We start from the raw sequence: 11,911 nt of genomic DNA on the forward strand, positions 1-11,911 counted from the left end.
TTCGGACGCGCAGGCTAAGCGCCCACCCCGTAATAGTCGCGGAACCACGCCACATAGGCGGCGACCCCGTCGTCCACCGCAGTCTGCGGCGCATAGCCCGACAGCGCCCGCAGCAGGGTGGTGTCGGCCCAGGTGGCGGGGACATCGCCCGGCTGCATGGGCAGCATCTGGCGCTGCGCCTTGCGGCCGGCGGCAGACTCGATCGCGGCGATGAAATCTAGCAGCGGCACCGGGGCGCCGTTGCCGATATTGACCACGCGGAAGGGCGCCACCGGGGACAGGCTGTCGAACTCCCCTGCCCGCTCGGTCCCCGGCACCGCATCGACCAGCAGCCGGATCGCACGCACCAGGTCGCTGACAAAGGTGAAGTCGCGCCGCATGTCGCCGTGGTTGAACACCTTGATCGGGCGTCCGTCGAAAATCGCGCTGGTGAACAGATAGGGCGCCATGTCGGGCCGCCCCCACGGCCCGTAGACGGTGAAAAAGCGGAACATCGTCACCGGCAGCGCGAACAGATGTGCATAGGAATGCGCCATCGCCTCGTTCGATTTCTTGGTGGCGGCATAGAACGACATCTGGCTGTCGGCCTTGTCGGTCTCGCGATAGGGCATCTCGGTATTGGCGCCATAGACGCTGCTGGTCGAGGCCAGCAGCATGTGCCGCGGCGGATGCGCGCGCGCGGCCTCCAGCAGCTCGAACGTGCCCAGCAGGTTGGCCTGCACATAGGCGCGGGGGTTCTCGATCGAATAGCGGACCCCGGCCTGCGCGGCCAGATGGACCACCGCCACGGGGCGTTCCTCGGCGAATAGCCCCATCAGCAACCCGGGCTCCTCGACCGCGCCGCGCACTGCGCGATAGTTGGGGTCGGTCAGCAGCAGCGCCTCGCGCGCTTCCTTCAGCGCGGGGTCGTAATAGTCGTTGTGGTTGTCGACCCCGACCACGCGCCAGCCCTCGGACAGCAGCAGCCGCGACAGGTGGAAGCCGATGAACCCGGCTGCGCCGGTGACAAGGGCGGTGCGCATCAGTCGTTCCCGAACAGGTCACGCGTGAACACGCGGTCGGCGACATCGGCCAGATCCTCGGTCAGGCGGTTGGCGATGATCAGGTCGGCGCGGGTCTTGAACTCGGCCAGGTCGGAGATGACCGGCGAGTTGAAGAAATGCGGCTCGTCCAGCACCGGCTCGTACACCACCACCGGGATGCCCTTGGCCTTGATCCGCTTCATGATCCCCTGCACCGAGCTGTCGCGGAAATTGTCCGACCCCGCTTTCATCACCAGCCGGTAGACGCCGACGGTCCTGGGCGCCCGCGCGACGATCTGTTCGGCGATCACGTCCTTGCGGGTGCGGTTCGATTCCACCACCGCCGCGATCAGGTTCTGCGGCACGGTGGCATAGTTCGCCAGCAGCTGCTTGGTGTCCTTGGGCAGGCAATAGCCGCCATAGCCAAAGCTGGGGTTGTTGTAATGCGCCCCGATCCGCGGGTCGAGGCACATGCCCTCGATGATCTGGCGGGCGTCCAGCCCGTTGTTCAGCGCGAAACTGTCCAGCTCGTTGAAGAACGCCACCCGCATCGCCAGGAAGGTGTTGGAAAACAGCTTGATCGCCTCGGCCTCGGTCGGGCCGGTGAACTGCACCGGCACCTCCTTGTCCAGGGCGCCTGCGATCAGCAGATCGGCAAAGCGCCGCGCCTGCGGGGTGGTGTCGCCGACCACGATGCGCGAGGGGTGCAGGTTGTCGTGCAGCGCCCGCCCCTCGCGCAGGAACTCGGGTGAAAACAGGATGTTGTCCCAGCCGTGTTCGTCGCGCATCCGCTGGGTGAAACCGACCGGGACGGTGGATTTCACCACGATGGTGGCGTCCGGTGCGATGCGGCGGACCTGCGCGATCACCAGCTCGACGCTGGAGGTGTCGAAGCGGTTGGTGCGCGGGTCGTAGTTGGTGGGCGTGGCCACGATGACATATTCGGCGCCCGAGAACGCCTGCACCGGGTCCAGCGTCGCGGTCAGGTCCAGCCTGCGCCCGGCCAGGAACGCGGCGATATCCGGGTCCTCGATGGGCGAGCGGCGCTGGTTGACCAGATCGACCCGCGCCGGGCTGACATCCAGCGCCAGCACGCTATCCGCCTGCGCCAGCAGCACGGCAAGGGACAGCCCGACATAGCCCAGCCCGGCAACCGCAATCTTCATCCTGCATACTCCACGACTCGCGATAGCCGTTCTCTTACCAGAACAGGCCCTGTATTCTACGGGTTATCGTCCGGGCGCGTCTGCCCGATGCAAGGCAGGCGGGGCCCCCTGATGCGGCTGATGATCACCACCATGCGCGACGAGGCGCCGTTCCTGCTGGAATGGATCGCCTATCACCGCGCCATCGGCTTCACCGATTTCCTGATCTTTTCCAACGACTGCGCCGACGGCACCGATGCGATGCTGGACGGGCTGGCGGAACTGGGGGTGATCACCCACCTGCCCAACCCGCGGCAGGGGCAAAAGGCCGTGCAATGGCAGGCGCTGACCCGGGCGCGCGCATCCGCTGGCGCAGCGGGCCGATTGGATCATGGTGGCCGACGTGGACGAATTCCTGCTGATTCACCCGGGCGCCGGGCGGCTGGACGATCTGTTCGCGGCCGCGCCGCAGGCGGACGGGTTTGCGGTGCCGTGGCGGATGTTCGGCAGCGGCGGCCAGCTGCGGTTCCAGCCGGGGCTGGTGATCGAGCAGTTCACCCGCTGCGGCCCCCAGGCACTGCTGTGGCCGCTGCGCGCCAGCCAGTACAAGAGCCTGTTCCGCAACGCCCCCCACCACGCAAGATTCGGCGTCCACCGCCCGCGCGCGCAGGGCGGCGGCCCGCCCGCCGGTGTGTGGGTGGACGGGAACGGCCAACCCTTCCGCGCCTCCAGCAGCTTCATGGTCTCCGAGGGGGCAAAATACGGGCTGGCGCAGATCAACCACTATGCGCTGGGTTCGGCCGAAAGCTTTCTGGTCAAGACCATGCGCGCCACCCCCAACCGCGAGGACGAATCCATCGACCTCGGCTATTGGATCGAGCGCAATTTCGCCTGCACCGAGGACCGCCGCATCCTGCGGCATCTGGGCGCGGTGCGGCAGGGGGTGGCGGAGTTCCTGGCCGACCCAAAGCTGGCGCGGCTGCACGAAGCCGGCATCGCCTGGCGCCGCGCCCGCATTGCCGAGGCGCTGCTGGACGAGCACCGCTCGCTGCTGTTCACGCGGCTGGCGCAGGCGCCCTCGACCCCGGTGCTGCCGATGGAACTGCAACGGCAGCTGTTGCGGCTGCGCGCCCGGGTGCAGGCAGAACAGTCGGCCGCGGACCGCGGCGCAGCCTCCGGGCGCTGAGCCGGCGCGACGTGCGATCATTTTCGCTCAACCCGCTGGAACATATGAAACTCACGCGGTAGAAACAGCCATTCCTGTGCCTGGAAGGTTGCCCGATGAGCCTGAACCGCCGCCCCGTTGCCTCGCTGTGGATCGGCGACCGGCTGCATTACCTCAATCAGCTGTGCCTGAAATCGCATCTGCTGCACGGCCATCCCGTCACGCTTTACTGCACCGACGCGGTGGACAACGCCCCCGAGGGCGTCGAGATCCGCCCCGCGTCCGAGATCATGGATCTGGACATGGCGCTGGTCGAGGAGACCTCGGCCTCGTTCCTGTCGAACGTGTTCCGCTACAAGATGATCCGGCAGACCGGGGCGCTGTGGATCGACTGCGACGCCTTTTGCCACCGGCCGTTCCCCGAGGAATGGGATTACGTCTTCGCCGGCCACGGGATGCGCGGGGCGCTGAACTGCGGCGTCGTCGGGCTGCCGCGCGAATGCGAGCTGATGGACCGGCTGCTCGATTACTACGACAACCTGCCCGACTACCCGGCCTGGTGGGGCAAGAAGCAGCGCAAGCAGATGGACAAGCTGACCGAAAAGGGCGGGCTGTCCCACGCCGCCGCCATCTACAAGACCGAGCGCACCGCCTTTGGCCCGCAGGCGTTCACCTGGTTCGCGCAGCAGACCGGCGACATCGACCGCGCCATGACCCCGGACGTGCTCTACCCGGTGCCCTTCCAGCTGAACGACGTGTTCTTCGACCCCCACGGCCGGGTCGAGGGACATTTCACCGACGGCACCGTTTCCGTCCATCTCTACACCAACGGCACCAAGCCCTGGTGGCGCAAGAACCCGCCGCTGCCGAACTCCTACGTCGCGCGGATGTGCGGGCAGGTGGGGATCGAGCCGGGCGCGGCGCTGGAGGGATGAGCATGGCCGGGTGACGAGGCGCACGCTCAAGCGAAGCCATTATTCCTACTTCGACAATCCGGCGCGGCGCCAAGCCAGACCGCAACCATAATGAAATGTGGCTTATCGGTCTTGCCGCCCAAGGCTATTCCCCGCCGATTTGTTATCCAGGAAAAATCCAGAGGATGCCAAGTGGAAACGCCCCGCCTGTCAGTCGTCGTCACGACTCATCACCGGCCCAGGCTTCTGCGGCGCGCCCTGGAATCGGTAAAGGCGCTGGGCGAAGGAATCCAGATCGTTCTTTGTGCCGACGAAGGCAGCGATGAAACTCGTCGTGTCGCCCTTGAGCATCTGCGCAATACCGATCTGTTCCTGTCCCTTCCGGGCCATCGTGGACCAGCAGACACGCGCAACGCGGGCCTGCAATTTGCATCCGGTCGCCATATTTCATTCCTCGACGATGACGATACGCTCGACGCTGCCAATATATCCGGGCTACTGGACAGGCTGACCGACCACGTGGTCCACTTCACCGATTATCGCAAAATCTTTGAAGAAACCGGCCCCGATGGGTTGATTTCCACCATTCGCACCAAGGAAAAAAGCACTGCCCGGAAACCGCTTGCAGAACTCGAGGTGCGCAATTTCATCCCGGTTCACGCATTTTTTGCGCCTCGCAAGATTATCCGCGACCTGCAATTCGATCACAACCTCACAATGAGCGAGGATTGGGAATTTCTGCTAAAACTGCGAAAGCGGGCAGAATTCCAACATGTACCGATTGCATCGGCAAACTGGCATATCCAGCCCTCTGGACCGACATCCAGAAATGTCGGAGAGCGCAAGGCTCGCGCAAATAACTACCTCAAGATATATGAACTCCACCCTGCGTCGACGGAGGATATTCGCCGCGCGCGCGTACATCGACTGAAGGATTTAGGTGTCGATCCCGACCATCCCGATATCCGGCGCGCGCTCCAGATCGAAGTTCGTTCCCGGAAATAACGAGCAATACGGGCATCCATCAGCCCGAAAGTGAAAAGTTCCCGCTTCCTGTACGGAGCCACGCCGTGAACCTCAAGAAACCCATCAGCCCGCACGGCACCGTCATGGCCGTGTCGATGATGAAGGACGAGGCGCCGTTCCTGCTGGAATGGTTCGCCCATCATCTTGCCGTCGGCTTCACCGACATCCTCGTCTATACCAACGATTGCAGCGACGGCACGGTCGAGATGCTGCAGCGGCTGGAGGAACTGGGGCTGGGCCACCATCGCCCCAACGTGATCGCCCCGGGCGTCAAGCCGCAGCCCTCGGCGCTGAGCCACGCGCAGGAAGAGCCGCTGGTGCAGGGTGCCGACTGGGTGCTGGTGTTCGACGCCGATGAGTTCCTGTCGGTCAACCACCCCTCGGGGACCGTGGACGGTATGCTGGACGACGCGGTGGCGCGCGGCGCGAACGGTATCGTCATCACCTGGCGCATCTTCGGCTCGAACGGGCTGGTGGACTGGTCGCGCGCGCCGGTGACGGAACAATACACCCGCGCGGCGCCGCCCGACTGGAACAAGGGCTGGGGCGTCAAGACACTGTTCAGGTTCGACCCGGAATACTGGAAGCTGGGCATCCACCGGCCCTCGATCCGCAACAAGCATCTGGAAAGCGGCTTTGCCGACAGCGTGCGCTGGCTGAACGGCTCGGGGCGGGAGATGCCGGATTACTTCCGCTTTCACGGCTGGCGCTCGATCCGGCGCTCGATCGGCTATGACTGGGCGCAGATGAACCACTACGCGGTCAAGTCGGTCGAGTCCTACGCGCTGCGCAAGTTCCGCGGCAACGTGAACAACAAGACTGACAAGTACAACGCCGATTACTGGGCGCTGCAGGACCGCAACGAGGTCGCGGACACCCGCATCCTGCGCCATGCCCCCCGCCGGGCCGAGATCATGGGCGAGTTGCTGCGCGACCCGGTTCTGGCAAGGCTGCACGAAGAGGCGCTGGCCCGCGCCGAGGCGCGGCTGGCCGGTTTCCGCGAAACCGAGGCCTATCGCAGCTTGCGCGACAGCCTGGTCGCCGCCGGCCAGGTGCCGATCGCCAATGTCGAGGCCAAGCCGCCGAAGCTGCGCGACCCCACCCGCATCGCCGAGCTGATGATCCGCGTCTCGGGCGAGCGGGCCGAGGGCCGCCCTGCGCCCGAGGCGCCTGCCCCGCTTGACCCCTATCCACCGGTTGTCAGCCTGTCAGAGGGAGCGGACACCGAATGGGTGCGCAATCAGGAGATCGAGCTGCCCGCGGATCCCGGGATGTTTTCCGAAACCGCGCTGGCCGCGGTCCGCGCCGGCAAGTTCGACCGCCGCCACGCCCGCAACATCGCGGCGACGCTGGGCGATGCGGTACGGCTGCTGGATGTCGGCGGAGGCGTTGGGCTGGTGGCGATGAAGGCGCTGCGCGCGAACCCGCGGCTGGTGGTGATGCTGCAGGACGACCGCCCCGGTCTGGCCGATGCGGCCAAGCTGGTCCACCGCCGCAACCGGATGGGCGACAACTCGCGGCTGCGGGTGGTCGGTGGCCCGCTGCGGCTGGGTGCCGACGGCCCCGACGAGGCCCGCGGCCTCGCCGCCTGCCTGAACGACTTCCGCCCCGACACGCTGCGCCTGTCGCGCCCCCACGCGATCGGCCCTGCCACCCTGGCCGCCATGCCGCTGGACACGCTGCGCCGCCTGGTCATCCCGTTGGACGCAGAAGCGGATGCCGAGGCGCTCCGTATCGATTACGCCACCGCGCTGGCGCAACTCGGCTTTGCCGAAAGCCCCGCGGCCGCGGACAGCGGGTCGCTGGTGTTTCTGCGCGGGTCCGCAGAGACATCGTCACGATGAAGTTTGTCGGTTCCAGACCAGGCGTTCATCCGCCAGCAGGCGGAGACACCGCCTCGGAGAAACTGGTGAAGTTCAGTTGGCTTTAACTGCTTCTTATAACGGAGCCAGCACCGCTAACGACGCGAGGGCCAGATCGGCTGGCGAGGTGTCAGGCCCGTGATGCAGAGTGCAGGCGATGGTGGAAAAGCCCGACCTACGTGAAACTGGCGCGTGCCAAGCTGAGACAGAAGCAAATCCCCAGGTCATTGCCGAGATTCATTGGCGATGCAGTCACACTCACCTCGCCCAACCAGCGACGCCATCGGCCGCAAACAGGAACGGGAATCGCGCCTTCAGTTGGTCATCGCCCTCCTGTGGCACCCAGCGCTCGGACTGCTCGACCCGGGAATCGTTGAAGTCGTGGATACCGCGCACGTACATCGGGGTGTCGCCGATCAGTCGCGCGCCGAATCTGCGGGGGGCCTTCTTGTGCTGGATCGCCAGGATGTTCTTGGCATGGTCCCCGGCGATCATGGTCAGGCCCAGGTTGATATAGGGGTAGCGGATGCGAAACAGTGTCGGGGCGCCCTCGGCTGCGTCGCGCAGCATCAGGCCGAAGCCGCGGGAATAGGACACGAAATGCGGCAGTTTCTGGCTGATGTCGGGGGTCTCTTCCTCGATCAGCCTGAATTGCCGCCTCAGATCCTCGACGAAATCGGCGGCCAGCCCGTCGTCGTCATCCAGCGCCACCTGCGCCACGACCTGCCCGGGGTAGCGCCGGTCGAGAAAGCGGCGCAGCGCCGCGCGGGCGGGCATCGGGCGCGCGGCCACGATGGAATAGCGCCCGGCGTCGCCATGGCTGCGGGCGCAGGCCTCGGCCAGCGCGGCAGCAGTGGGTTCGGGCAGGTCGCGGCTGGTCAGGATGAAGTGGTGGAAATCCTGCCTTGTCTGCGCGGCCAGCGACGGCAGGGTGATCTGCGAAAACAGCCGCAGGCGGTGTTGCAGCCGCTCTGGCTGGAACAGCAGCGCCCGGTCGCGCGAGGCATCGCTTTTCCAGCCGGATTTCCCGAAGAACGAAAACCGGGTCACGATCACCACCGGGATCCGGTGCAGGGGAACGGCGGCGAGCCCCTCGGCGGGCGGTTGAGGCTGGGCTTGCTCTGTCATCTGCCGCTCCGCTGTCCGGGCCGCCGTGCCCGGGGCCTGATCCTTGCGCCCGCCGCCCGGACCGGCGCCATGGGCCGCGACGAACTGTCGCCCGGCGCCGCTGCGGGGAATCGCGCAACCGCGCGCGCCGCCCATCGGCTTTCCCGACCGGCGGCGCTATGCTTGCCGCCAACCCGGATGCACAGGAGAGGCAGATGCTCAAACCGGTTCTCGTGGTCCTGACCCTGGCGCAGGGGGGCGGCACGCACCTGGCGCTGACCTCGGCAGAAGATGCCGAGGAATGCCTGGCCAAGGCCGATGTGGTCACCCAGGTGCTGGAAGGCGCCGGGCTGCAGGTGATCGAGGCCCGCTGCGCCGAGACCGTGCTGAACTTCACCCCCTACAGCCACAGCGCGCAAAGCGGATCGCACATCCACCGCTGGCGGGTGACCCTGCCGGAAACCGGCGCGATCATCGAGCCGCTGGCGGCCGACGACAGCTGCGATCCGGCGCCCGATGCCGTCCCGGCAGTCCATTGCGCCCTGTCGGCGCAGGGGATTGAACAGGACGGCTGAGCCGGTCCGGCGGTCCGGGCGGCCCCTCATACCGTGTGCAGGTCGCTGCGGCGGCGCTCGAACATGCGGTCGCGCAGGCTCAGCAGATGGGCCTGCATCGCCTCGCGCGCACGCTCGGGCTCGCGGTCGCGAATCGCCTGGAAGATCTGCTCGTGCTCTTCCATGTCGCGGCCGGTGTCCTCGACCTCGCGCCGGGGCGAGCTGTTGTGGAACCGGACCCCGGCGGCGATATGCTCGCGCAGCGCCGCGACCGCGGTCGAGAAATAGCCGTTCCCCGAGGCCGCCGCGACCGCCATGTGGAACTGGAAATCCGCATCCTCGCGATGCGCCTGGCGCGAGGCGGCATAGCGCATGATCCCCATCGCCGAGGCGATCCCGTCCAGCAGCGCAAGGTCGTGGCGCTCGGCCGCAAGCGCGGCCGCCGCAGGCTCGATCGTCAGGCGGAACTCGTAGAAATCCATCAGATCCGCGACGTTTTCCAGCGGCGCGAAGCCCAGCGGGCTGCGCACCCCGCGCGTGCGCACGAAACTGCCCGCCCCCTGCCGCGAATAGATCAGCCCCTTTTCGCGCAGCCGCCGCAGCGCCTCGCGCACCACGGGGCGGGACACGTCGAATTCGGCCGCCATCTCATGTTCGGACGGCAGCCTGTCGTCGTCCTGATAGGCGCCGGGCTTGATGGCGACTTCCAGGCGGTCGAATACGGCATCTGCAAGGCTTCTGCGGGACATTACGTGTAGACCACTGATTTCAAATGACGACAGTTTCATTATCGCACTGTTATCAGTGTTCGGGTCGATGCGGAACACTTCGATTCGCCCTTCCAGACATATTGGTCCAAATCCGCCACATTGTCGCCCGCGACCGGCGGTTCCCCACCGGTCGGACCGGCGACATCGTTCTGGACTGCGCAGTCCATAACTGCTACACACATGCCGGAAACGGGGGAAGCACATGGGACGGCCCAGGGAATTCGATACGCAGGATGCGCTGGTGCAGGCCACGCGGGTGTTCTGGGCCAAGGGCTATGACGCCACCACCATGGCCGATCTGCTGGCGGCGACCGGGCTGAGCAAGAGCAGCCTGTACGAGACCTTCGGCAGCAAGCGCGACCTGTTTCTGGCCGCATTGTCCCGCTACTGCGACCAACGGACGCAGATGATGCAGGAACTGCTGCAAAGCCGCGCGACCGGCCGCGATGCGATCGCGGCGTTCTTTGCGCTGACCGTCGAACAGGCCCGGCAAGCGGACCACCCGTTCGGTTGTCTCAGCTGCAACGAGGCCGCGCAGATGGAGACCCACGACGCCGAGGTCCAGCGCGTCGTGGCCCGCGACATCGACGCGATGGAGGCCGTCTTTGCCGAGGCGATCCGCCGCGGCCAGGCCGACGGCTCGATCACGCCGGCGCTGGATGCCGACCGCCACGCCCGGTTTCTCAACACGCTGCACCACGGGCTGCAGATCATGGCCCGCACCCGCAGCGTCGAACGGATGGAGGCCGCGGCAGCGGTGGCGCTGGACACGCTGGGCTGAGCGACGAGATCAACCGAAATCAACGGAGAAAACAACATGACCGACAGGAACCGCCCCGACTATTCCGCCATGGGACGCTCGACCATGACCACCGGCGCGCCCGCGCCCAGCGACCGCAACTCGCTGACCATCGGCTCCGACGGGCCGATCCTGCTGCACGATGTGCATTTCCTGGAACAGATGGCGCATTTCAACCGCGAGAAGGTGATCGAGCGCCAGCCCCACGCCAAGGGCGGCGGCGCCTTCGGCGAGTTCGAGACCACCGAGGACGTGTCGCGCTATACCAAGGCGGCGCTGTTCCAGCAGGGCGCCAGGACCGAGATGCTGGCCCGGTTCTCGACCGTCGCCGGCGAGCAGGGCAGCCCCGACACCTGGCGCGACGTGCGCGGCTTCAGCCTCAAGTTCTACACCACCGAGGGCAACTACGACCTGGTCGGGAACAACACCCCCATCTTCTTCGTGCGCGACCCGATGAAGTTCCCGCATTTCATCCGCAGCCAGAAGCGCCTGCCCGACAGCGGCCTGCGCGACAACCACATGCAGTGGGATTTCTGGACCTCGAACCCGGAATCCGCGCATCAGGTCACCTATCTGATGGGCCAGCGCGGCCTGCCGCGCAGCTGGCGCAACATGAACGGCTATGGCTCGCACACCTATATGTGGATCAACGCGGCCGGAGAGCGGTTCTGGGTGAAATACCACTTCCACACCCAGCAGGGGATGGCGTTCTACAGCAACGACGAGGCCGCGAACATGGCCGGCGCCGATGCCGACGCCCATCGCCGCGACCTGTTCGAGGCGATCGCCCGCGGCGACCATCCGAAATGGGTGCTGTCGGTGCAGGTCATGCCCTATGAAGAGGCCAAGACCTATCGCATCAACCCGTTCGACCTGACCAAGACCTGGCCGCACGCGGATTATCCGCTGATCCGGGTGGGCGTGATGACGCTGAACCGCAACCCGGAAAACTTCTTCGCCCAGATCGAGCAGGCGGCGTTCTCGCCCGGGAACGTGGTGCCGGGGATCGGGCTGTCGCCGGACAAGATGCTGCTGGGCCGGGCGTTCGCCTATAACGACGCGCAGCGCAACCGCATCGGCGCGAACTTCCACCAGCTGCCGGTGAACCAGCCCAAGGTGCCGGTGAACACCTACATGATCGACGGCCCGATGAACTATCACCACACCGGCGCGGCCCCGGTCCATGCCCCCAACAGCGGCGGCCGGCCGTGGGCGGACGACACCGGCCCGGTCGAGGACGGCTGGGAAACCGACGGCGACATGGTGCGCCAGGCCTATCGGCTGCGCGCCGACGACGACGATTTCAGCCAGCCCGGCACGCTGGTGCGCGAGGTGATGGACGAGGCGCAGCGTCAGGCGTTGGTCGATCAGGTCGCCGGCAGCCTGCTGGGCGGGGTGCGCGAGCCGGTGCTGGGCCGCGCCCTCGACTACTGGAAGAGCATCGACGCCGATGTCGGCCGCCGGATCGAGGAAAAAATCCGCACCGGCAGCGCCTCGGAACCCGCACAGGGCATGGGCGAGGGCTGATCGCAGATACCGGGAAGGTC

At 66.3% G+C, this 11,911-nt stretch carries 11 protein-coding genes and 1 pseudogene; 8 read left to right on the forward strand and 4 right to left on the reverse strand.

Going from position 1 to position 11,911, the window contains the following annotated elements; all coding sequences use genetic code 11:
• Nucleotides 1-14: 14 nt before the first annotated feature.
• Both RSP45_RS07920 and RSP45_RS07925 read right to left on the reverse strand, forming a co-directional pair.
• Entirely contained in the window at nt 15-1,022 is a 1,008-nt protein-coding gene (locus RSP45_RS07920; RefSeq protein WP_415393910.1) for an NAD-dependent epimerase/dehydratase family protein, read from the reverse strand.
• Nucleotides 1,022-2,188 carry a nucleotide sugar dehydrogenase gene (locus tag RSP45_RS07925; protein ID WP_415393911.1) on the reverse strand — a complete coding sequence of 389 codons (1,167 nt, stop codon included), beginning with the start codon at nt 2,186-2,188 and terminating at the stop codon, nt 1,022-1,024. The genes RSP45_RS07920 and RSP45_RS07925 overlap by 1 nt, the downstream gene beginning before the upstream one ends.
• Before the next feature lie 132 nt (nt 2,189-2,320).
• Here RSP45_RS07925 and RSP45_RS07930 point away from each other — a divergent pair.
• The 5 genes and pseudogenes from RSP45_RS07930 to RSP45_RS07950 all read left to right on the forward strand — a co-directional run.
• A pseudogene (locus RSP45_RS07930) lies at nt 2,321-2,452 on the forward strand (glycosyltransferase family 2 protein); the annotation flags it as partial.
• Nucleotides 2,453-2,558: 106 nt separating this feature from the next.
• The gene (locus RSP45_RS07935; RefSeq protein ID WP_415393912.1) at nt 2,559-3,353 is read left to right on the forward strand and encodes a glycosyltransferase family 2 protein; all 795 of its coding nucleotides are present in this window, start codon (nt 2,559-2,561) and stop codon (nt 3,351-3,353) included.
• A gap of 95 nt (nt 3,354-3,448) precedes the next feature.
• The gene (locus tag RSP45_RS07940; RefSeq protein WP_415393913.1) at nt 3,449-4,267 is read left to right on the forward strand and encodes a hypothetical protein; all 819 of its coding nucleotides are present in this window, start codon (nt 3,449-3,451) and stop codon (nt 4,265-4,267) included.
• Between the two features lie 171 nt (nt 4,268-4,438).
• Complete coding sequence (locus RSP45_RS07945; RefSeq protein ID WP_415393914.1) at nt 4,439-5,251, forward strand: glycosyltransferase family 2 protein; 813 nt, start codon at nt 4,439-4,441, stop codon at nt 5,249-5,251.
• A 65-nt stretch (nt 5,252-5,316) separates the two neighbouring features.
• Nucleotides 5,317-7,116 (forward strand): glycosyltransferase family 2 protein, encoded by a 1,800-nt coding sequence (locus RSP45_RS07950; RefSeq protein WP_415393915.1) that lies wholly within the window; start codon nt 5,317-5,319, stop codon nt 7,114-7,116.
• A 276-nt stretch (nt 7,117-7,392) separates the two neighbouring features.
• Here the strand turns inward: RSP45_RS07950 and RSP45_RS07955 are convergent, their stop codons facing one another.
• A complete protein-coding gene (locus RSP45_RS07955) occupies nt 7,393-8,262 on the reverse strand; it encodes a glycosyltransferase (RefSeq protein WP_415393916.1) in 870 nt (289 codons plus the stop codon).
• Nucleotides 8,263-8,456: 194 nt separating this feature from the next.
• On the opposite strand from RSP45_RS07955, the gene RSP45_RS07960 reads away from it, so the two are divergent.
• Nucleotides 8,457-8,816 carry a hypothetical protein gene (locus RSP45_RS07960; RefSeq protein ID WP_415393917.1) on the forward strand — a complete coding sequence of 120 codons (360 nt, stop codon included), beginning with the start codon at nt 8,457-8,459 and terminating at the stop codon, nt 8,814-8,816.
• 26 nt (nt 8,817-8,842) lie between these two features.
• Here RSP45_RS07960 and RSP45_RS07965 read toward each other — a convergent pair whose 3' ends face one another.
• Nucleotides 8,843-9,544, reverse strand: coding sequence for a FadR/GntR family transcriptional regulator (locus tag RSP45_RS07965; protein ID WP_415393918.1), 702 nt, complete (start codon nt 9,542-9,544; stop codon nt 8,843-8,845).
• Nucleotides 9,545-9,767: 223 nt separating this feature from the next.
• Between RSP45_RS07965 and RSP45_RS07970 the strand changes: the two genes are divergently transcribed.
• Nucleotides 9,768-10,346 (forward strand): TetR/AcrR family transcriptional regulator, encoded by a 579-nt coding sequence (locus RSP45_RS07970; RefSeq protein ID WP_415393919.1) that lies wholly within the window; start codon nt 9,768-9,770, stop codon nt 10,344-10,346.
• 36 nt (nt 10,347-10,382) lie between these two features.
• Nucleotides 10,383-11,891 carry a catalase gene (locus RSP45_RS07975; protein ID WP_415393920.1) on the forward strand — a complete coding sequence of 503 codons (1,509 nt, stop codon included), beginning with the start codon at nt 10,383-10,385 and terminating at the stop codon, nt 11,889-11,891.
• Nucleotides 11,892-11,911 lie beyond the last annotated feature (20 nt).

The sequence above is a fragment of the Paracoccus sp. SJTW-4 genome, from assembly GCF_047716885.1.
In the GTDB taxonomy this organism is placed as follows: Bacteria; Pseudomonadota; Alphaproteobacteria; order Rhodobacterales; family Rhodobacteraceae; genus Paracoccus; species Paracoccus solventivorans.